This is a genomic window from Rudaea sp. (genome assembly GCF_057139185.1).
On sequence record NZ_DBNHDN010000003.1, the window covers coordinates 51,418 to 73,768 of the forward strand.

Annotated in this window: 15 protein-coding genes; 6 read left to right on the forward strand and 9 right to left on the reverse strand. The window is 64.8% G+C overall.

Annotated elements, in window-relative coordinates; translation table 11 throughout:
- Nucleotides 1-86: 86 nt before the first annotated feature.
- The 4 genes from AC16HO_RS00365 to ndk form a co-directional block, all read right to left on the reverse strand.
- Nucleotides 87-1,127 carry a RodZ domain-containing protein gene (locus AC16HO_RS00365; RefSeq protein ID WP_395643624.1) on the reverse strand — a complete coding sequence of 347 codons (1,041 nt, stop codon included), beginning with the start codon at nt 1,125-1,127 and terminating at the stop codon, nt 87-89.
- A 104-nt stretch (nt 1,128-1,231) separates the two neighbouring features.
- On the reverse strand, nt 1,232-2,053 hold the full coding sequence (pilW, locus tag AC16HO_RS00370) for a type IV pilus biogenesis/stability protein PilW (RefSeq protein WP_395643623.1): 822 nt from the start codon (nt 2,051-2,053) through the stop codon (nt 1,232-1,234).
- On the reverse strand, nt 2,043-3,161 hold the full coding sequence (gene rlmN / locus AC16HO_RS00375; RefSeq protein WP_395643622.1) for a dual-specificity RNA methyltransferase RlmN: 1,119 nt from the start codon (nt 3,159-3,161) through the stop codon (nt 2,043-2,045). Before rlmN ends, pilW begins: the two co-directional genes overlap by 11 nt.
- A 70-nt stretch (nt 3,162-3,231) precedes the next feature.
- A complete protein-coding gene (ndk, locus tag AC16HO_RS00380) occupies nt 3,232-3,657 on the reverse strand; it encodes a nucleoside-diphosphate kinase (RefSeq protein WP_395643621.1) in 426 nt (141 codons plus the stop codon).
- A gap of 320 nt (nt 3,658-3,977) precedes the next feature.
- Between ndk and AC16HO_RS00385 the strand changes: the two genes are divergently transcribed.
- The 5 genes from AC16HO_RS00385 to AC16HO_RS00405 all read left to right on the forward strand — a co-directional run bounded on the left by AC16HO_RS00385 (nt 3,978) and on the right by AC16HO_RS00405 (nt 9,800).
- Complete coding sequence (locus tag AC16HO_RS00385; RefSeq protein WP_395643620.1) at nt 3,978-4,595, forward strand: TetR/AcrR family transcriptional regulator; 618 nt, start codon at nt 3,978-3,980, stop codon at nt 4,593-4,595.
- 126 nt (nt 4,596-4,721) lie between these two features.
- On the forward strand, nt 4,722-7,103 hold the full coding sequence (locus tag AC16HO_RS00390; protein ID WP_395643619.1) for a 3-hydroxyacyl-CoA dehydrogenase/enoyl-CoA hydratase family protein: 2,382 nt from the start codon (nt 4,722-4,724) through the stop codon (nt 7,101-7,103).
- Between the two features lie 100 nt (nt 7,104-7,203).
- Nucleotides 7,204-8,400 (forward strand): acetyl-CoA C-acyltransferase, encoded by a 1,197-nt coding sequence (locus AC16HO_RS00395; protein WP_395643618.1) that lies wholly within the window; start codon nt 7,204-7,206, stop codon nt 8,398-8,400.
- A 118-nt stretch (nt 8,401-8,518) separates the two neighbouring features.
- Nucleotides 8,519-9,211 carry a signal peptidase I gene (lepB, locus tag AC16HO_RS00400; protein WP_395643617.1) on the forward strand — a complete coding sequence of 231 codons (693 nt, stop codon included), beginning with the start codon at nt 8,519-8,521 and terminating at the stop codon, nt 9,209-9,211.
- 100 nt (nt 9,212-9,311) lie between these two features.
- Entirely contained in the window at nt 9,312-9,800 is a 489-nt protein-coding gene (locus AC16HO_RS00405) for a cupin domain-containing protein (protein WP_395643616.1), read from the forward strand.
- Between the two features lie 19 nt (nt 9,801-9,819).
- On the opposite strand, the gene AC16HO_RS00410 is transcribed toward AC16HO_RS00405, so the two are convergent.
- From AC16HO_RS00410 to AC16HO_RS00430, 5 genes are all read right to left on the reverse strand, one after another.
- On the reverse strand, nt 9,820-11,010 hold the full coding sequence (locus AC16HO_RS00410) for an NAD(P)/FAD-dependent oxidoreductase (RefSeq protein ID WP_395643615.1): 1,191 nt from the start codon (nt 11,008-11,010) through the stop codon (nt 9,820-9,822).
- A 62-nt stretch (nt 11,011-11,072) separates the two neighbouring features.
- Nucleotides 11,073-11,504, reverse strand: coding sequence for an organic hydroperoxide resistance protein (locus tag AC16HO_RS00415; RefSeq protein ID WP_395643614.1), 432 nt, complete (start codon nt 11,502-11,504; stop codon nt 11,073-11,075).
- 245 nt (nt 11,505-11,749) lie between these two features.
- Nucleotides 11,750-14,257, reverse strand: coding sequence for a penicillin-binding protein 1C (gene pbpC / locus AC16HO_RS00420; RefSeq protein WP_395643613.1), 2,508 nt, complete (start codon nt 14,255-14,257; stop codon nt 11,750-11,752).
- 51 nt (nt 14,258-14,308) lie between these two features.
- Entirely contained in the window at nt 14,309-20,290 is a 5,982-nt protein-coding gene (locus AC16HO_RS00425) for an alpha-2-macroglobulin family protein (protein WP_395643612.1), read from the reverse strand.
- Nucleotides 20,291-20,492: 202 nt separating this feature from the next.
- Entirely contained in the window at nt 20,493-21,662 is a 1,170-nt protein-coding gene (locus tag AC16HO_RS00430; protein ID WP_395643611.1) for a trans-sulfuration enzyme family protein, read from the reverse strand.
- Nucleotides 21,663-21,996: 334 nt separating this feature from the next.
- On the opposite strand from AC16HO_RS00430, the gene AC16HO_RS00435 reads away from it, so the two are divergent.
- A partial coding sequence (locus AC16HO_RS00435; protein WP_484335249.1) for a hypothetical protein occupies nt 21,997-22,351 on the forward strand: 355 nt, incomplete at its 3' end.

Genomic DNA, 22,351 nt, shown 5'->3' on the forward strand with positions numbered 1-22,351 from the left:
CGAGAGCGCGTAGGGTAGCAGGAACGAACGCCCGATGCGCCGTTGCCTGCGGCGCCGTTCAGTGGGCGGTTTGGCAGACGCGCAGATCAGCCGTTGTGCGCTTCGGCCGTGGCCGCCACGATTGTCTTGCCGTCTGCGGCGAGCTTGAAGCGTGCGACGTTGCCGCGATTGTACGGCGCAATGTCCTGTGCGTGGCCGCCGACCTCGACCTTGGCGCCGCTGGCGTTGCCGAGCAGGATCGTCAGCGACTTGTCGGCGGGATATTCCTTGACGGTGCCCGCGGGCAAGGTCGAGTATTCCAGCCGCTTGCCGTCGGCATCGACGATTTCGACCCAGCTCGCGTCGGCCAGGCTCAGGCGCAACTGGCCCTCTGCAGCGGCGACAGCGACCGGCTTCGCTGCATCGGCGACCGTCTGGTTCGGCACCACCGCGAACGACGCCATCAACGGCGCGTCGTGGCTCGCGACGGAAGCCGCAGCCGACGACGAGTCTTGCCCGCCTGCGGTCGGCAGCACGGAGGATGGCGTGATCGGCGCGGCTGCGCCCTCCCCGACCGATACGAGCACGGGCGCCGGCGAGTCGAGCGGAGTCAGGTGCGAGCCGACGCTGCCACCCATGTTCATCGCGAACATCACCAACGGCACGAAGATCACCCCGGTCAACACGAGATAGAGCGCCGATCCGGAATAACGCTCTATCAGATAGCGCGAGTGCGAGATCTGGCCGGTAGCGACCAGTTGCGGTGGCGGCGGCGCCTTGGAACGCACGAATTCTTCCACCACGTCGGCCGGCACGCCGAGCAGACGCGCGTAGTTCGCCAGGTAGCCGCGCAGGTAGACGCCTTGGCCAATACGGTCGTACTCCTCGGCCTCGACCCACTGCACGATATGCAACGGCAGCCGCAACCTGGCAGCGACCTCGGTCTGGCTCCAGCCGCGCGCATCGCGCGCTGCAGCGAGGCGCTGTGCGAGCGATTCGGGAAACAGCGTGGCCTGACCTGGCGTTCCGGCTCGATCCTGTGGCTGTACGTTGACCGTGGCATCGCCAATGGCTGCGGCATCCGCCAGCGATGCGGTTGCGTCCGCGGGTCGCGCAGTGGGCGCGGCTGCCTCTTCGAAAAAAGCCATCTGTTCTATCCCCTGTGGTTCAGTCGCCCCCAAGGCATTGCGGTCGCGAGATAGCTCGACCTTGGGCGCGGGCGCGGATGAATTCTTGTTTGGTTTCATGACTGTCACGAAGACGGCGGTGATTGTAGAGCGCGCGCCTGCTCCGATTCCGGGAACTGGTCGCGCAAACGCTGCGCATAGTCGCGCGCGGCGTCGGCGTGCCCCAACTTCAATTCGATGTCACGGGCCAGCGACAACGCATCCGCACTGGGTTGGCCGACGGCGTCGTAGCGTTGTACGAAAGCACGCGCCTTGAAGAACTCGTTCTTCTTGTACAGCACGTTCGCCAGCTGGAACAAGGCCTGCGCATTATTCGGCTCGAACGCAAGCGCCTTGCGGAAATCCGCTTCGGCGAGATCGAGCGACCCCTGGCCGAGCAGTTCGCAGGTACCGGCGTTCGTATAGGCAGAGGCCTTGGCAGAGTAGAACCCGTCGGCAAAGGCGGCATCGAAATACCTTCGCGCCTCGGCGTACTGGCCAAGCTTGCACAGATACATGCCGTAGTTGTTGTTCTCGGCGCCCGCCTTCGGTGCGAGTTGCACTGCTTCGTGATAGTGCAGCAGCGCCTGCGTGCGATCATCTATCCGATCGTAAAGCGTGGCGAGCAGGGTGTGCGCATCGACGTTCTGCCGATCGTATTTCAGCGCCTTGAGCAGGTTTTCCTGGGCGAGTTCCAACTTGCCCAGCTCCATGTACTTCTGTCCGAGCTGGACAAACGGTCTGGCCCGGTCCGCGGGCGTTTCCCGGGACTTCAGGCTCGACTGCTGGCTCTCCACCACCACCGGGCGGATGCCTTCGCTGTTGCGGCTGCAGGCCGACACGGCGCATACCGTAATGGCTGCCAGCGCGGGCAGCGAAAGCCGTGCGCGCGTGCGCTCAGGCAGCATGCCGTGCCCCTGCCTCGATACGGCGCTGAAATTCCGCACTGCGCCGCGTGCGATCGAGCACCTGCCCTTTCAACTGGCCACAGGCAGCGTCAATGTCGTCGCCGCGCGTGCGACGCACCATGGTCAGCACGTCGGAATCGAGCAGGATCTTCTGGAAGGCTCGGATCGTCGCCTCGTCGGACCGCTCGAAGCGCGTACCGGCAAACGTATTGAACGGAATCAGGTTGACCTTACTCGGCACACGTCGCATCAGCTTGACCAGCTGGCGCGCGTGCTCGGGTTTGTCGTTGACGTCCTTGAGCATCGTGTATTCGAACGTGATCGAGGTACGCGGCTTGCGCGCCGCATAGCGCTGACAGGCCGCGAGCAGTTCGGCGATCGGATATTTCTTGTTGAGCGGCACCAGTTCAGTGCGCAGCTCGTCGTTTGGCGCGTGCAGCGACACCGCGAGCGACACGTCGGCGACTTCACCGAGCCTGTCGATCATCGGCACGAGCCCCGCGGTCGACAGGGTGACGCGCTTGTTGGCGAGCCCCAGACCGAGGTCGTCGCGCATGATGCTCATCGCGCGCACGACATTGTCGAAATTGAGCAGCGGCTCGCCCATGCCCATCATGACGACATTGGTCAGCTTGCGCTGCTGGTGCGGCACGTTGCCGAGATGTTTGGCTGCGGTCCATGCCTGGCCGATGATTTCACTGGTGGCGAGGTTGCGGTTGAAGCCCTGGGTCGCGGTCGAACAGAACTGGCAGTTCAAGCCGCAGCCGACCTGCGAGGACACGCACAGCGTGCCGCGCGTCGCTTCGGGAATGAACACCGCTTCGATGGCATTCCCTCCGTCCATGCCGAGCAGCCACTTGTACGTGGCATCGGCAGCCTGCTTCTCGAACAGCACCTTCGGCGGCGCGATTTCGCACGCCGCCTCGAGCTTGTCGCGCAGCGCCTTGCCGACGTCGCTCATCTGCGCGAAGTCGGTGACGTGGCGGTGGTAGATCCACTTCATCACCTGTTCGGCGCGATACGGCTTCTCGCCGAGCTGCGCGAACAAGTCACGCAACCCCTGGCGGTCGTAGTCGAACAGGTTGAATTTTGTGGAAGTCTCGTTCACGGCAGAGGTTGTTGAGAAGTGCGGCCAAGGGCGGGTGCTGTTCGCCTCTCGCGTTCAAGGACGAACGCAGTTATCTCGTTGCGATCTCCGTGCCGGCAAAGAAATACGCGATTTCCTGTGCCGCCGTTTCCGGCGCGTCGGAACCGTGCACCGCGTTCGCATCAATCGACTGGGCGAAGTCGGCGCGGATCGTGCCCGGCGCGGCTTTCTTCGGATCGGTAGCGCCCATGAGGTCGCGGTTCTTGAGGATCGCGCCTTCGCCTTCGAGCGCCTGGATCATCACCGGGCCCGAGATCATGAACTCGACCAGCGCCTTGAAGAAGGGGCGCTCCTTGTGCACCGCGTAGAAGCCTTCGGCTTCGGCGCGCGAGAGCTGCTTGTACTTGGCGGCGACGATCGTGAGACCAGCCTTTTCGAAGCGGGAATAGATTTCGCCGATCACGTTCTTGGCGACCGCGTCGGGCTTGATGATGGAAAGGGTGCGCTCCAGCGCCATTGCTATTGACTCCGATGTTGTAGTTTGGTGTCCAGTAGTGCGGCAAGCGGTCACTGCCCGCCGTCCGACCGAGGCACAGGCAAGCCCGTAACCGCGGAAAAAAGACCTTCAGATTCTATAGCATTGCGAACGGAATTTTAAGTACCTTGACGGCATCTTGTCGGCTTTTCCGGTGGCCCATCGCTTCGCCCTTGCGGCCGCCGAGTCGCGGATTTGACCCCGGCCAGGCGAGCGCCTAGAATTCAAACGAACGTTTGACGATCGGCGCAGGCGACCCTGCCCGCGCATGGGCAAAACAGGCTTACGCGAGGCTGCGAGCGATGAATCCGGAACTCTTCTCCACCAAGCAACGCATCCTCGACGCCGCCGAGGCCTTGTTCGCCAGCCACGGCTTCGCCGCCGCTTCGTTGCGCCAGGTCACCTCGAACGCGCAGGTCAATCTCGCCGCGGTCAACTATCACTTCGGCTCGAAGGAAAATCTGATCAACGAGGTCCTGCGCCTGCGCCTGGACAAGCTCAACGCCGACCGCACGCAGGCGCTGCAAGCGGCGCTGGCGAAGTCGCCCGCACAACTCGAAGACGTGCTCGGCGCCTGGATCCGCCCGGCGCTCGCCGCATCGGCCAGTGAACGAGGCAGCACCGCCTTCGTGCGTATTCTCGCGCGCACCTACGCGGAACAGAACGAGCGCCTGCGCGCCTTCCTGCACGACAACTACGGCCACGTGCTGCGCGATTTCGCCGCCGCACTCGGTACCCTCTTGCCGCACATGGACAAGCAGGAACTGTACTGGCGCATGGACATCATCACCGGCGCACTGACCTTCGCCATGGCCGATTTCGGCACGATCAAGCGCCGCGGCGCGAGCGCCGAACAGCATCTGGCCCTGACCGCGGACCATCTGATCCGCTTCGCTGCGGCCGGCTTGCGCGCGGAATGAACACGGTTTGCGGCACGATCTTTTGCAGGTGGAGCGCAAGCACGAAAAATTTTCCCCAGCTTGACCCGGTTGCACCCGCATCGAACCGTTTCAAAGATTCTCACCTCCCCACTCCACGAGGCACGCATGAGTTCCCCCTCCCTCCGCATCCGCAAAGTAGCCGTGCTCGGCGCCGGCGTCATGGGCGCGCAGATCGCCGCGCACCTGGTCAATGCGAACGTCGATACGGTGCTGTTCGACCTCGCTGCCAAAGACGGCGACCCCAACGGCATCGTGCTCAAGGCCATCGACAATCTGAAGAAACTCTCGCCCTCGCCGCTCGCCGACAAGTCGCGCGCTGGCGCGATCGTGCCGGCGAACTACGATGAGAACCTGGAGCTGCTGCGCGGCTGTGACCTGATCATCGAGGCGATCGCCGAGAAGCTCGACTGGAAGCGCGACCTCTACGCCAAAATTGCCCCATTCGTGGCCGAAAATACCGTGCTGGCAAGCAACACTTCCGGCTTGAGTATCAACAGCTTGGCGAATGTTCTTAGCGAGCATTTGCATGAGCGATTTTGCGGGGTGCACTTCTTCAACCCGCCGCGCTACATGCATCTGGCCGAGCTGATTCCCTGCGCCAAGACGGCACCGGAAGTACTGATCGGGCTCGAAACCTTCCTGACCACCACGCTCGGCAAGGGCGTGGTCTACGCCCGCGACACGCCGAACTTCATCGGCAATCGCATCGGCGTATTCTCGATCCTGTCGACGATCCACCACACCGACCAGTTCAAGCTCGGCTATGACGTCGTCGATGCGCTGACCGGCCCGGCGATCGGACATCCGAAGAGCGCGACCTACCGCACCGCCGACGTGGTCGGCCTCGATACGTTGGGCCACGTCATCGGCACTATGGATGGCACGCTGCCGAACGATCCGTGGCGCGACTACTTCAAGACACCGCCCGTGCTCGCTGCGCTTGTCGCCAAGGGTGCGCTCGGACAGAAAACCGGCGCGGGTTTCTTCCGCAAGGCGGGCAAGGACATTCTGGTGCTGGATCCGGCCAAGGCCGACTACGTGGCGCAGACCGGCAAGGTCAGCGACGAGGTTGCCACCATCCTGAAACTGAAAAATCCGGCCGAAAAGTTCGCCAAGCTGCGCGCGTCCAGCGATCCGCAGGCGCAGTTCCTCTGGGCCGTGCATCGCGATCTGTTCCACTACTCCGCGTATCACCTCGCCGAGATCGCCGACAGCGCACGCGACATCGACTTCGCGATGCGTTGGGGCTACGGCTGGCAGCTCGGGCCGTTCGAGACCTGGCAGGCCGCCGGATGGGCACAGGTCGCACAGTGGATCGTTGATGACATCGCCGCGGGCAAGACCATGAGCCGCGCGCCGTTGCCGGCATGGACGCTCGACCCCGAGCGCAGCGGCGTGCACAACGCCGACGGCAGTTCCTACAGCGCGGCGCAGGACAAGTATCTGCCGCGCTCGACCGAGCCGGTCTATGCGCGCCAGTGGTTTCCGCAGACGACGATCGGCGCCAGGGTCGACCGCGGCACGACCGTATTCGAGACCGACGACGCGCGCCTGTGGACGATCGGCAACGACGACATCGCCGTTCTCTCGTTCAAGACCAAAATGCACACGCTCGGCGCCGGCGTGATCGACGCGGTCAATCGCGCGATCGACGAGACCGAAAAGACCTTCAAGGGCCTCGTCATCTGGCAGGACTCGGAACCGTTCAGCGCAGGCGCCGATCTCGCCGGCGCGGGTGCCCTGCTGCAATCGGGAAAAATCGACGAATTCGAAGCGTTCGTGAACCGTTTCCAGCAGACCAGCATGCGCATCAAACATGCGCTTGTGCCCGTGGTTGCGGCGGTGCGCGGCCTGGCGCTCGGCGGCGGCTGCGAGTTCCAGATGCACAGCGCGCGCACCGTTGCCGCACTGGAAAGCTATATCGGCCTCGTCGAAGCCGGAGTCGGCCTGCTGCCGGCGGGCGGCGGCTTGAAGGAACTCGCCCTGCGCGCGTCGGCACGCGCGATCGAAGGCGACGTGTTCACGCAGTTGAAAAGCGTGTTCCAGACCGTCGCGATGGCCAAGGCGTCGAGCAGCGCGCTCGAAGCGAAGGAGCTCGGCCTGCTGCGCCAGAGCGACGTCGTCGTTTTCCACGCCGACGAACTGCTCTACGTCGCCAAAAACGAGGCGCGCGCGCTGTACGAATCCGGCTGGCGCCCGCCGCTGTACGACCGCCAGATCACCGTCGCCGGCGACGTCGGCACGGCCACGTTCAAGGCCTCGCTGGTCAACATGCTCGAAGGCCGCTTCATTTCCGAGCACGATTTCGAAATTGCCAGCCGCATCGCCGACACCCTGTGCGGCGGCCAGATCGAACGTGGCTCGCAAGTCGACGAGCAATGGCTGCTCGACCTTGAGCGAAAGCATTTCGTCGCCCTCGCGCAGATGCCGAAGACGCAGGAGCGCATCGCGTACATGTTGAAGACCGGCAAACCATTGAGGAACTAGTTATCGCGCTTCGCGCAGGAGCGAGAAACGAGAGTGTTCGGACACTCGTTTCTCACTCCTCTTCACTCGTTTCCCCCTCAAGTTTCGACAGGAAATCCCCATGCCCAAACAAATCCAGGACGCCTACATCGTCGCCGCTCAGCGCACCCCGGTCGGCAAAGCCCCGCGCGGCGTGTTCCGCAACACGCGCCCGGACGACCTGCTCGCCTTCGCGATCAACGCGACGCTGGCCAAATTTCCGCAGATAGACAAATCCAGAATCGATGACGCGATCATCGGTTGCGCCATGCCCGAAGCCGAGCAAGGCATGAACGTCGCGCGCATCGCCGTGCTGCTCGCCGGCCTGCCGAACACGGTCGCCGCCGTCACCGTCAATCGCTTCTGCTCCTCGGGCCTGCAGGCGGTGGCGATGGCGGCAGACCGCATTCGCCTTGGCGAAGCCGACCTGATGCTCGCCGGCGGCACCGAATCGATGAGCATGGTGCCGATGATGGGCTATCACCCCGTGTTCAATCCCGGCATCTTCTCGAACGAGCACATCGGCATCGCCTACGGCATGGGCATCACCGCCGAGAAGGTCGCCGAGCAGTGGAAGGTCACGCGCGAGGAGCAGGACACGTTCGCCGCCGCGAGCCACGCCAAGGCCCTCGCCGCGCAGGCGGCCGGCGAATTCAACGACGAAATCCTGCCATTCGCGCTGGCCGACCGGTATCCGAATCTCGCCACGCGCGCAACGGTCGACGATACGCGCACGATCAAGAACGACGAAGGCCCGCGCGCGGGCACCACGGTCGACGTGCTGGCCAAGCTGAAGACCGTATTCCGCGCCAACGGCACGGTGACCGCAGGCAATTCCTCGCAGATGTCCGACGGCGCCGGCGCCGTGCTGCTTGCAAGCGAACAGGCGATCAAGGATTACGGCCTCACCCCGCTCGCCAAATTCGTCGGCTTCTCGGTCGCGGGCGTGCCGCCCGAGGTCATGGGCATCGGCCCCAAGGCCGCGATCCCGAAGGTGCTCAAGCAGGCCGGCATCCGCCAGGACGATCTCGACTGGATCGAACTCAACGAAGCCTTCGCAGCGCAAGCGCTCGCGGTAACCAGGGACCTTGGCCTCAATCCCGACAGGATCAACCCACTCGGCGGCGCGATCGCCCTCGGTCACCCACTCGGCGCCACCGGCGCGGTACGTGTTGCCACCCTGCTCCATGGTTTGAAGCGGCGCAAGCAGAAGTACGGCATGGTGACGATGTGCATCGGTACGGGCATGGGCGCTGCGGGGGTTTTCGAGGCGGTGTAGGATTCACCACCCGGCTGGTGGGCGAGACGCTGCCTGCCAATGTGCAACAGGTGCGACGCGGAACTTTCGCGCGAGCCCGACACTCCTTTCAGGACGTCATCCGCAGCAGCTTGCCGCCATGTGGTCGAAGAAACGCATCGTTGAAGAAATCGCCGCGAACAAATCGCTGCTGTTGTTCCTCGGACTGATGTTGTGCTTCCGCTCCGCCGTTGCGGATTGGATGGTTGTGCCGACCGGATCGATGAACCCGACCATTGTCGAGGGCGATCGCATTCTGGTCGACAAAGCCGCGTACGGGTTGCGTATTCCATTCACCGAGGTGCGCCTCACGCACGGTGCCGATCCACAGCGCGGCGACATCGTGATCTTCCCCTCGCCCAAGGATGGCATGACGCTGGTCAAGCGCGTCATCGGCCTGCCGGGGGACACGATCACGCTGCGCGGCGAACACCTGTACATCAACGGCAACCCGCTCGACTACGCGCCGGCGCAGAGTCGCGCCGACGAACAACTGCCGCGTGCCACGCGCGGCGAGCAGCGCGAGTATTTTACCGAAACGCTGGGCGAGGCCGCGCATCCGATCATGGTGCTACCACGGCGCAATGCGATGCGCTCATTCGGCCCGGTCACCGTGCCGGAAGGCCGCTACTTCATGATGGGTGACAGCCGCGACAACAGCGAAGATTCGCGCTACTTCGGCTTCGTGCCCCGCGAGGCTATCGTCGGCCGCGCCTTCCGCGTGGCCTATTCGCTCGATGCCGACCGCTGGTACCGGCCGCGCACGGACCGCTTCTTCAGCCCCCTGAATTGACCGGCCGGCACGCGCCCATATCGCGCCAAACCGCCGTTCCTCAACAGGAGTATGATCAACGCGCCCTCTCCATCTTCCCTCCAACGCGAAGAGGTGGCGCATGAAACGAGCATTGTTGATTGCAGTTGCATCGGGCCTGTCCATCGCGGCGATCTGCAGGAGCGCTGCCGCGGACGAGCCAGCCCATGTCATGTTCAATCCGGCCGACATCAAGTGGGGCGACACGCCGCCCGCTTTTCCGCACGGCGCCAAGATGGCAGTGTTGTACGGCGACCCCGCCCGGCAGGGAATGTTCGTCGTACGGGTGAAAATGCCGCCAGGCTACATCGTGCCCGCGCACTGGCATTCGAGCGATGAGGTCGTCACGGTGGTGAGCGGCTCGGGCGCCTTCGGGCTCGGCGACAAGTTCGATCCGAAACTGTTGCATTCGCTGAGTCCGGGATCACTGGTCGTCGCACCGGCCAGACACAATCACTTCGCGACGACGAAGACCGGAGCGGTCATCCAGATCTCGGCCACCGGTCCGTTCGACATGACCTACGTGAATCCGGCCGACGATCCGCGCAACAAGTCGTCCGACAAGAAGTAGGCCGGTCACCTGCCGCGGCTCACACCAGCCGCGGCAGTTTTCCGCGCACGCTTTCCGCGTCGAACGGCCCGCGCGCTTCGATCAGTTCGCGCGCCGGCTCGACCTGCCCCCAGACGTTCCACAGCAGCACACCGCGCACGCGGCCGCCGTCGAGGTAGTAGACAACACCTTCGCGGTACGGCTGCGTCCACTGCTCGACCACCTCGAGACGATCGTCGAGCAGGCCGACCGCCTCGTAGCCGAGATCGAACAGGTCGGAATAGAAGAATGGCAGTGTCGTGTAGGCATCACCGGCGCCGACCATGTTGCGCCCGGCATGATGGCCCATGCCGATCGCCGCGTTTTCGTGCTCGACGCGCAGGCGGACCCCGAGCGGCGCGCACGGAAAATTCGCGACGTCGCCCGCGGCGAAGATATCGGGATCGCTGGTACGCAATTGCGCATCGACGACGATGCCGTTGTCGACCACGAGTCCAGACGCCGTCGCGAGTTCTGTATTCGGCACGACCCCCGTACCGGCAACGACCGCATCGAAGCGTGCGCTCGTTCCGTCCGCAACGACCAGCTCGACGTAGTCGCCGAAATCGCGCCCGTCAACCACGCGCACGCCCGCGCACAAGTCCACGCCGCGTTCGCGATAGTAACCGTCGAGAAACGCCGACAGGTTATGCGGATAGCGCCCCGCACCGATGCCGGATCCGGGGAACAGCATCGTCACCTTGCAGCCTTTGCCTGCGAGTGACGCCGCGATTTCGCTGCCGATGAACCCCCCGCCAATCACGGCGATCCGCGCATCCGGCACGGCGTAGCGGCGCAGGGCGAGGTAGTCGTCAAGCGTGCGGAACGCAATCACGCGCTCGCCGCCGAACGGCAAGCGCCGCGGCGTCGCGCCGGTGGCCAGCAGCAAGCGGTGATAGCGATAGACATCGCCCTGGTCATCGGTGACCGTGTGCGCGGTGCGATCGAGCGCGACGATGCGACGACCAAGATGCAGCACCGCACCCGTCTTCGCCGTTCCGAGATCGATCGACTCGACCGGCTTGTCGTCCTTCCACAGTGCCTTCGACAGCGGCGGCCGCTCGTACGGCGCATGCGCCTCATCGCCGACGATGCCGATGCGCGCGGCCGCATCGGATTCGCGTATCGCCTTCGCCGCGGCATCCGCGGTAATGCCCGCGCCGACAATCAGGTGATCATATTCGTATTGCATGCCGCACCTCCCGGCCCGACTGGCGGGAAACGGGCCGCGTCTCCGACGCGGCCCAGCTGCGATCAGACGATCGTGACTTTCACATCGATGTTGCCGCGCGTTGCGTTCGAGTAAGGGCAGACCTCGTTGTGCGCGCGTTCGACCAGCTTCTGCGCGACCGCATGGTCGACGCCGGGCATCGAAACCTTCAACTCGACGGCAATGCCGAAACCCTTCGGGATCGGACCGATGCTGACCGCGCTTTCGATCGTCGTGTCGGCTGGCACCTGCACCTTCTCCTGGCCGGCAACGAACTTCACCGCACCGATGAAGCACGCCGCGTAACCGACCGCGAACAACTGCTCCGGATTGACGCCCTCGCCCGTGCCGCCCATTTCCTTCGGTGGCTTGAGCGCGACATCGATACGTCCATCGGACGAACGGCCACGGCCATCACGCCCACCGGTGGTGGTGGCGTGGGCGGTGTAGACGACTTTTTCGAGTTGGGTGGTCATCGTTGGCTCCTTCAATGAAATGAATCGCACATGGGCGTTTTTCCATCGCTCCCGCGGCGGCGGAAACGACAGGCAGGATGGTTCATTGCATGCTTGTACGATCAGTTGCCAAAAGCAGACAAGCCTGGACCAGAAAGAACACGAAGCACACGAAAAAAGCCCTAAATCAAGGCTTTTCTTGCGTCGTGTTCTTCATGGTTCGATCATTTCATCTGCGGAATGCCAATTGATCGGATAAGCCTGGTTCATTGCACCACATCGACACGCAGCCGCCGCGAGTCGGCGCGCCCGCGATCGTCCACCGCACGCAAAGTGTACTCGCCCGCCGCCGCGGGTTGCCAGAACAGCGTCTCGCCGGGCTTGGCCGTGCCGATGAAATCCGCGTCGACGAACCAGTACAGTTCGCGCGTACTCGCATCGACGGTCGCGTTGAACGCGACGCGCTCCTCGCCGTCGCGGCTCGCGCGACGCGTGTAGGTCGCGCCACGCACGGGCGAGGTGATCTGCGGCGCCTGACCGTCGTCGGCCGCGGCGGTGCAATCGGGAATCGCCGGCGGCGCGCGCCGCGGTACGCCGGCCTGACGAAACACTTTCGTAAGATCCGACGGCCAGAACTCGAATACTTCAGTACGGGTTTTCGCGGGATCGTACGGCGGGCACGCGGCCTGCCCGGTCGCCGTGTCGATCACCACGGGCCGATGCACGGTGCTGAGGCGGATCGGCGACTTGCCCGGGATGAACCAGGTCATGCCACGCTGCGGGCACCATGCATTCGGCAGGTCGCCGCTGGCGAGGCAGATTTCCACGCGCTTCAGATGCTTCGGCATCGCGCGTGGCGGTTCGCGCATCTGCGCGTCGCGCGCGCGCAAGGCATCGACGATGTGGAAGAACAGCGGCGCCGCGGTCTCGACGCCGACGAAGGCCGGATTGCCGCTGCCGTCGAAGTTGCCTACCCAAACCGCAAGCACGTACGGCCCGACGACACCCGCAGTCCACGCATCGCGGAAGCCCCACGACGTGCCGGTCTTCCAGTACACCGGGAGTCCGCCCGGCTGCGAGATCAGCGTGTCGTCGGGGCGCGGATTCTGGCGCAGCATGTCGAGCACCATGAAGCTCGCCTCTTCGCTCAGCACGCGCGCACCCTGCGCGCGCGGTTCGTCGATACGCCGACGCAGCGGCTGCAGTGTGCCGCGGTTGGCCAGCATCGCGTACAGCCTGGCGAGTTCCTCCATCGTCACCTCGCCGCCGCCGAGCACCAGGGCGAGGCCGTAAAAATCCTCGCTCGCCATGTGGCTGATGCCGGCATCCTTGAGAAACTGGTAGAAGTCGGGATTCTTCAACTTGGAAGCCACGTACACCGCCGGGATATTGCGGCTGCGCACGAGCGCCTCGGTCGCAGTGACCGGGCCGAGGAAGCGGCCGTCGAAATTTTCCGGCGCGAACGGACCGAATGCGGTCGGCACGTCGCGCAACACGGTCTGCGGATGCAGCACGCCCTGATCGAAACCGAGTCCGTAGATGAAAGGTTTGAGCGCCGAGCCCGGCGAGCGCTTGGCCAGTGCGCCGTTGACCTGACCCGAGATTGCGCCGTCGAAATAATCCGCCGAACCGACCAGCGCCTTGATGCCGAGATCGCGCGTATCGACGAGCAGCGCGACCGCATTGCGCACACCGCGGTCGGCGTTGTGCTCGACGTGATTCTTCACCTGGCGCTCGAGCACGCGCTGCAGATCGAGGTCGAGCGTCGTGTTCAATACCGGCGCGCTCGTGCCGCTCAGGCGCGCGTCAGCGAGTGTGTCCTCGACGAAGTGCGGTGCGAGGAACGGCAGGCTGGCCGGCGCACGCAGGCGCAGAGGCAGTTGCATCAGCGGTGCGGCATCCTTGTCCTCCGGATGCTTGGCCAGCCAGCGTGCAAACAGGCGTGCACGGGCAGCGGCGAGACGCGTGTTGATGAGATCATCCGAGCACGCAAAACCCTCTCCCCCGCAGCTTTTCGCGGGGGAGAGGGTTGGGTGAAGGGGTGCTTTCCGGTCTTCTTGCAGCACATCCGCAGATTGCGACTCCGCCCCCTCACCCACGCCCTCTCCCCCAAGCGAAAAGCCGCTTGGAGGAGAGGGAGAAGTGTTGTCTGCTTTTCCGCGCCGACTCGGATCTTGCGGAATCACCGCAAGCGTCAGCGCCTCCGGCAGCGTCAGCGCGAACACCGGCTTGTCGAAATAGATCAGGCTCGCAGCGCCCGCGCCTTCGATGTTGCGTCCGTACGGCGCGTAGTTGAGATAGGCCTCGAGGATCGCGTCCTTCGAGTAGCACAGTTCCAGCTCGACCGCGCGCAGTACCTGGCGCGACTTGCCGCCCGGCGTGCGCGTGTTGAGCCGGTACGCGAGCCGAGCAAGCTGCATTGTCAGCGTCGAGCCGCCCTGGCGATTGCCGCCGCGCACGTACGTCACCCACGCGCCGCGCGCAAGGCTGAGCGGATTGAAACCCGGATGCCAGCGGAACCAGGCGTCCTCGTGCAGCATCACGCCCTGCACGAGCGCCGGCGGCATCTGCGCGAGCGGCACCCATTGCCGGTAGCGGTCGTCGCTGGCCAGGGTCAGGCGCAGCAGGCGGCCGTGGTCGTCGTACACGGCGGTCGAACTCGGTGCGAGTTGCGACAGCGGCGCGTGCGGCCAGAGGCGGATGCCGACCAGCGCGAGCGCGATCAGCAGCGCGGCCATCAGCCCGTTTTGCCAGCGCTTGATGAATGCGATCACGATGTTCACTGATTGCCGCACCGTTCCGGCAATCATTGCCGGAACGGTGAGCTATTTTTTCGCCACGGTGATCTTGGAGCCCAACGACCGCGCCTGCACCGCGCGGTCGTACATCGATTCGCCGTAGGCCGGCGGCACGACGAAGGTGCCGGCATTCGTCGCGCGGATGCGGTAGACGAATTCGTTGACGCCGCGCGAGGCAGTGCCGTAGAGAATGACGCGGTCCTCGCGCACGTCGGCGTATTCGAGCGACCAGTTCGAGCCGCTCACGCCGATCGGCGAGCGCCAAGCAGGTTGCTGCGCGGCGACGCCGTCGGTGTTCGCGTCGGCGGCATTGGCATCCTCCGTCGGCGCGGGCGGCGGGTTCTGCACGACTTCGAAGCCGCCCGGCAGCAGGTCGACGATGGCGACATTGCCGATCGTGTCGACTTCGGTCGCACGAATCTTCAGGTGCACGTCGATTTCCTGGCCGAGCGTCGCCGTAGTGACGGCCTTGCCGTCGGTGTCTGTGAATTCGCGGATGATTTCGAGGCCTTGCTTCAGTTCGGCCTGCGGCGGCGCGCGATCGTAGCCGGCGACGGTGACGGCATACCAGGCATGCGCGTCAAGCGCGTTGTCGATGCGCAGGCCGGTCGCCGCGGAATCGAACGCCGCGCGCACCAGCGCGCCGGGTTGCTGGGTCAGCAGCTTCACCGTGCCGTCCTTGAGCAGCGCGCTGAGCGCAAGCTTGTCGGCGCCGGCCTGCGCGCCGTAGGCGTCGAGCGCAAGGATCGTCATCGCCGAAGACAAGGTGTTGTACCAGCCACGCTGCACCGGCCGCAGCAGGTTCGCGACCGCCGCAGGCGGCAGCGCCTTCGCGCGCTCGGGGAAGTGTTTGGCGACCAGGTAGAGGATGCCGGCGTCGCGCACGAGCGGGCCGTAGTACGAGTACGGCTGGAAGCGGTAGGCATTTTCGATCGTCGAGCGCGTGAGTACGGCCTGCGGCCCGGCGATCAGCGCGTCGGCTTCCTTGTCCTGCTTGAGCAGCTTGAGCGAAGCGGCGATGTAGCCCGCGGCGAGGTCGTCGCGCCAGACCTTGGTGTGGCGGTCGTCGAGGCGCTTCCGCACGGCGGCGAGATAGTTCGTCGTCACCGTGCCCTGGCGCGTGAGCAGGTACACGGCGAACGCACGCTCGCGCAGGCCATCGAGCGAGCCATCGCGCTCGTCCGCCGCGAGTTGCATGAGATAGCGGTTGCCGGAGTCGAGCATGTCGCCCGGCAGGCGCTGCCCGCGCTCCTTCGCCTCGACGAGGAACTGCATCGCATAGACCGAGGCGAACCGCGCCGATTGCGGCGTCGACGTCCACAGGCCGAATCCGCCTTCGTTGTTCTGGCGCGAGTGCATCACCGCGTAGAGACCCTGCAGCGGATCGCCCGCGGGTTTCACCGGCTTGCCGTTCGCATCGACCGCGAGGCTGCCGTATTCGGGATGTGCCGCGAACACGAGCGAGGGCACGCCCTGGCTGATGAGCTGCTCGGTGCAGCGGTGCGGAAAGTCGGCAAGATAGGCTGACAAACCCCGCGCGAGCACGAGTGGCGTGTACGCGGCAGACACGTTGCGCTTGGCGAATGCGTCGAACACTGCGCGCAGATCTTTGACATCCGCAGAGCCTTTGTCCATGTCGCCGACAACCACGTCGGTGCGATACGCCGACGCCGGCCGCACCGACACTTCTGTACCGATCTTCGCCGACTTGTCGGCATAACTCGCCCTGAAGTCGAGCCTGGCCGGGCCGAGCACATCCTTGGCGCGCAGCTTGTAGACGACGACGCCTTCCTTCAATTCACCGATCGGCAGTTCCTGCTCGGCCGCACCGATCACTTCGAGTCCGGCCGACGGCGCGAACGCGAGCTTCACCGGTACCTGCTTGCCCCCCAGCCCGGTCAGGTTGTTGGCAACACCGACGCTGACCTCGAACTCGTCGCCCGGCGCGACCATGTTCGGCACGTTTGGTGACAACACGAAGTCTCCGCGCACCGTGGAAGTGGCCTGCGCAATGCCGATCTTGTCGGCACGCACGGCCACCGCCATCACGCGCAGCTTGCCGTTGAAATCGTCGGGCACGGTCCAGGTGAATTCACGGCTGTCGTTGATGTCGACGATGCCGCTCCACCACGCCACCGGCTCCTTGCGCTTCTTCTTGAACGGATTGAGATGGCGCGCGAGCAACTCGTCGGCGTCGCCGCCCGGTGCGGCCATCGCGACGAGCTTGGAGAACTCGGGCAGAATCAGATCCAGGATCTGGCTCGTCTTCACATCGAGCATGCGCTTGCGGAAGAAGAAGTCGAGCGGGTCGCCGAGCTTGTAGCGCGCAACCTGCAAGATACCCTCGTCGACCGCGAACACGGCGATGCGCGAGGACTGCGCGACATTCACCTTCATGTGCAGCGTGTCGCCCGGCTTGACCAGGCTCGGCACGTCGATCTTCGTTGCGTCACGGCGCGCGTCGCGATTCACCGAGAACGGCACTACGCCATAGCTCAGCGGCGACATGAAAATTTCGTCCGACGACGGATCGCGCACGAACTGCACGTTGACGTAGCCGTTGCCCTCGAAATCCTTGGGCACGGTGATCTTCTGCACCGAACCCGAGGTCGCGGCCTTGAACCACTGGTGCGCGTAGACCTTGTCGCGCTCGATCGTGATCAGACCGTTGCCTGCATACGGCGCACGGATCGCGATCTCGATCTCCTCGCCCGGCGCGTAGTCGTGCTTGCTCAGCGCGAGTTGCAGTTCGGCGTTGCGCTCGAGCGAGCGCGTGAGGTTCGCTTCGCCGGCGACGCTGTATTCCACGCGATTGAGTTCGTTTCCCGCGGCATCGCGCACGACGAGGGCGAAGCTGCCCGGCTTGTCGGTCGGCAGCGCGAAATCGTTACCGTTCGCCGCGATCGACAACGGCGCATCGGACACGGTGACGTCCTTGGCCTTGGATTCGTATTTGTAGACACCCGAGTCCTGCTTGGTCAGGATCGACACGTAACGGCGCTCGATGATCGCGGCCCTCAGATTGCCGACCGCGATCTTCTTCGCGTTCGCATCGATCGCGATCAGGTTGACGCTGCGCCCGGCGTTGCGCTGGACGAAGCCGAGGTCGCCATCGGTCTTCGCACCGACGAGGTAGTCGAGCGAAGACACGAGCTGGGCCGCCTGCGCGGCGACGTTGCGCCCGCCCTCGGCCTCATAGCCCTTGGCGAAGAAGCGCAGCATGTAGGTCGCGTTCGCGTATTTGGACAGATCGAGCGGGAACTCGGCCTCGCCCTTGTCGTCCGTCGTGCGCTCGCCGAGCGGGTCGGAGTAGCCTTCCTTCGCGCGCTGCGGGTCGAAGAACTTGTAGTCGGGATAGGCGCGGAAACTCGGGATCGACGGCGTCAATGTCAGCGTCGCCTCGACACGGCGATTCTGCGCCGGCGTGCCGAACAAGTTCTGCAGCGAGAACAGCGCCTTGAGACCATCGGGCTTCACCCAGCCGTCCGGCGAGGATGCCGACAGGCGCGCCTCGGCCTTCATGCGGTCGGGCAGGAATTCCTTGATCAGCACGCCAACCGAGCCGATCTGCGCGTCGGCTTTTCCGTCCCTGGAAATGTATACATTGACGTTCCAGGTGCCGGTCGGCGAGCTTTCCTGAGTCGCGTAGTCGACGCCGAGGAAACCGGCGGTGTCGACGCGCAGCCGGCGCGTGTCGACGACGGTGCCGCGCGCATCGGTGATCTCGGCGATCAGTGGAATGCCGTCGAGCGGCTTGGTCCAGTCTGCCGCGCGCACGATGACGCCGACATGGAACGTATCGCCGGGGCGATAGATGCCGCGGTCGGAAAATAGATAGGCGCCCAACCGTCCCGCGTTCTTCGCGTTGCGCTCGCCGCCGATGTCGAAGCGCGAGAAGTCGAGCGAGCGGTCGCGCTCGCCGATCGGCAGGAACGAGAGATCGTCGGCCTTGCGCACGACGAACATCACCGGCGTTTTCTCGCGCTTCATCGCGTCGAGCGCATCGAAGTGGACGTGGCCGGTCGCATCGGTCGTGTGCGAGGCCAGCGTCTGGCCATTCTTGCCGGCCACGTCAACGTTGGCGCCAGCGACCGGCGCGCCGTTCGCGATCGACTGCACGTACACGTCGTAGTCGCCGGCCAGCGACTTCTTCGCGATCATGCCGAGGTCGGTGACCACGATCAGACGCGCGTCGCCCGGCGCATTGCTGTCGTCGCTGGTGAAGCTCCCCTCCCCCTCGCCGCCTGCCGCCGTACCTTCCTCGTCTCCCTCGACAGGTTCGTCCGCATTCGGGTCGACCTCGACCTTCGGCGCTTCCGGCTGCAACTCGCCGAGCTTGAGCAGGAACACGCCGTGCTTTGCATTCGCGCCCGAGCCGAAATACTTGCCGAGATCGACGCCCTCGAAACGCGCCTTGGCAGGGTCGGCGCCTTCGGCGAACGGCACCTTGCTGACGAAGCGCTCGGTGATCTGATCGGCGCTCAGCGAATACGTCTGCGGCTTGCTGTAGGTGCCCTGGTTGAACGTCACCAGATGCTGCAACTGGTCCGGCAGCACGCGCCCGATCTCAACCTGCATACCCGCCACGTTGCGCGCGACGACGCCCACGCGTTTGTCGCCCGACAGCGACAGCAGCGCGCCGTCGGCGGCGAAGCGGAGCATCTTCGGATACTCGGGCACGGTGATGATCTGCGCCGTATCCTTGCCGAGCACATAGCCACCGAACGACTTCAGCCCCTTGTTCACCTTCACGTAGAGGTAGCGGCCCGGATCGGCCTTGTACTTGAAGCTGTGCAGGCCCTCGTATTCGCGCTCGGTCGGGATCGATTCGAGATCGAGTTTCTGCGCGCTGCGCAGCACATCCTCACCGACCTCGCTGTCGTCCCAGGACGAGGGTTGGTCGCCGCGTTCGGCTTGCGGAATTTTCGGGTTGTATTTCGGCAGCAGCCAAGCCGTGACCGCCTTGCGCGCATCGGCTTCGTTGACGGCCTGCGAGGTGTCGACGACGAGCACCTGCTCGGGCTCGTACCTGGCGTTGTCGACCAGGGTCGCCTCTACGTTGTCGATGCGCAGGCTGTACAACCCGGGTACGGGAACCTTGCCGTCGAGCGCGCTCTCGGTCGCGGGGCCGCCGCGCGCGGCCCTGACGCCCGCCGCGATCGTCCAGCTCAGCGCTTCGTCGTCGGTCGGAATCGTCAGCGGCTCGGAATGGACGAAGGCGTTGACCTTGCGTTCGTCGTAGGTGACGCTGAATTTCTTCGGCGTCGACGCCAGCTTCGTGCCTGCCAGCTTCAGGCTCACGGCCTTCTCGAAGCTCGCCGGATCGACCGGATGGGTAAAGCGCGCGTGAATCACGACCTTTTTCGCCGTCGCGTCCTGCGGATCCTGGTAGAACTCGCCTTGGGCAACACTGACCTTGAACGGCGCGCTGGCGAAATCGAAGCGATCCTTGTCGATCTTGACGTGATCGACAAACGCCAGCTTGGGATCGAACACGACCGCATACTTCTGACCGACCGGCCAGTCGTCCTTGGGCAGGAAATTCAGTTCGCGATCATTGAGCCAGGTCCAGGTGCCGGCAAGCTGAGGCTGCATCGCGATGCCCGCGGTCGGCGACTTGCCGACCAGCGCCAGTGGCGCGACCGAGCGGCTGAAGGTCACGTGCAGCGGATGCAGGATCAGCTTGCGCGCCTCCTCATCGTAGCCGGTCAGCAGCGGCGCCTGTGCGGCGAACGTTGCCGGCGCCTCGACCACGGGCCTGGGCCGATCGCGCCACGCGCGATAGCCGACCGCGCCGCCGACGCCGAGCACGAGCAACACCGCGAGGATGCCCGCCGAGCGTGCGGGCCGTGCCTGCACCGCGCCGCCGAGCCGGTTCCACCCCGCACCGACCGCGCGCGCCCACGGCGGCGCATCCCAGCCCATGCGACCGAAAAAAAACGACAGTACCGCGCCGACCAGCCGCAGCAACATCAGCGGCAGGTTCCAGATGAAGTTCAACAGCCCCATGATGCCTTCGTCCCTTGGTGTCTCGAGCGCATGCGCGCGGGATACTTCGCGTCCACAAGGACGCAATTCCAGCACAAAACAGATCAACCCCTATGCGATTCTACGAACTATTCCACCGCGCCCATAGCCTGACGCGGCCGCATGGCGAATCGGTGGCGACTTGTGGCATCGCGGGAACCGTTCCGCGGCCGCAAAATTGCACCTATATCGCCGCCAGCGCCTGACGCAGGTCGGCGATCAGCGCCTGGGGCTCCTCCAACCCCACCGACAGACGCACGTAGTTGAGTCCCGCGCCGCCCGCAGGAGGCACGAGCGGCGCATCTGCCGGGTAAACCGCGCAGACCGGGAACTGCAGCGACTCGTAGCCACCCCAGGACACCGTCATCAGGAAGCGCCGCAACGCATTGCAGAAGCGCTCGACGCCGGCCACATCCGGCGCGCGCAGCGCCACCGTCAGCAAGCCGCTCGCACCACGCAACTGCGTCCGCGTCAAGCCGAATTGCGGATTGCCCACGTCGTGCGGACAGTATACTTTTTCCACTTTCGGATGCGTCTGCAGGAACGCGAGCACCTCGCCCGTCGTGCGCGCGATGCGCTCCATGCGCACCGCCAGCGTACGCAGGCCGCGGATCATCAACCACGCGTCGTGCGGCGACATCACCGCGCCGCAGACCATGTAGGCCTTCTTGAACACCTCGCGGACGATCGCCTCGCTCGCGCACAGCGCGCCGGCAACGACGTCGCTGTGGCCGTTGAGATACTTGGTCGCCGAGTGCGCGACCATGTCGATGCCGAGCGCGAGCGGCGACTGGTTCAACGGCGTAGCGTAGCTGTTGTCGCACAGCGTGCGGATACCATGTGCCTTGGCCAGATTCGCAACCGCGGCGAGATCCTGCTGCTCGTAGGTCATCGAATTCGGACTTTCGAGCACGATCAGCTTCGTTTGCGGCGTGATGGCACTCGCGAAGTTCGCCGTATCCGTGCCGTCGACGAAGTCCGTCGTCACGCCGAAGCGACCGAGCAGATCGCGCAGCACCGCGCGCGTCCACGAGTACGGGCGGGCGACGCAGATCACGTGATCGCCTGCGGCAACGCTGGCGATGACCGCCGCGGAGATCGCGCCCGCACCGCTGGAAAACATCAGGCAGTCTTGCGCGCCTTCGAGCGCGGCGACCTTCCTGCGCAGCACTTCCACCGTCGGATTGTTGCCGCGTGTGTAGATCGTGTTGCCTAGCTCGTCGCGGAAGCCATGGCGGAACGCATCCACCGTCGGGAACGCAAAGATCGAACTCTGGTAGATCGGCGGCGACACCGCGCCGCGATGTGCCGCGCGATCTTCACCGAGGTGGTTCAGGATATAGCTCAGGTCCATGCTGGCGCGCCATCGAATGCAGACCTGCAAAGGATAGAGCAATCCGCACCGCCTTCGTGCAGGCGTTCGCGCCCGCGCCACCCGCGCCGGCTGGACAGTCCGCAGCGGCACGACCGCGCGTGGCCGATGGAGCGTTGTTCCGATGGGCGTCACTTCTGAACGTTATGGTCCCCCGGGACGGGTCGCGATGTGCGAAGTAAGACCGTAGTCATGGTTTGGCACGTGAGCATTGCAACAATTTGCCCGCCAGTAGAGCGAAACGTCGATTCCCTCGAAGGAATGCGAACACAATCCGAAGGATGCGCTATGGGAAGCTGGCGTCTGAGTGAAGGAGATGGCTGCGCGCACCCGCGCCGTGCACGGTGCCACCACCTCGAAGAGCTTCATCTACGATGCGCTCAACCGGCTCAACAGCGCCGGCCTCGTCAAGATCAACGGCGCCGTGCCGTCCACGATCCCGATGCTCCGCCTGAGCTACGACATGCTCGGCAACCTCTGCACCAAATCCCCGCTCTCCGGCGGCACGGTCACCTACCAATACGCCGGCCCTGCCGGCTGCGCCCAGCACGGCAGCCTCGGCAGCCCGCATGCGGCGATCTTCGTCGGCGGCATCGCCTACGGTTACGACACGGACGGCAATCAGACCAGCGGCAACGGCCGCGCGATCGCCTACAACGCCCTGAACCAAG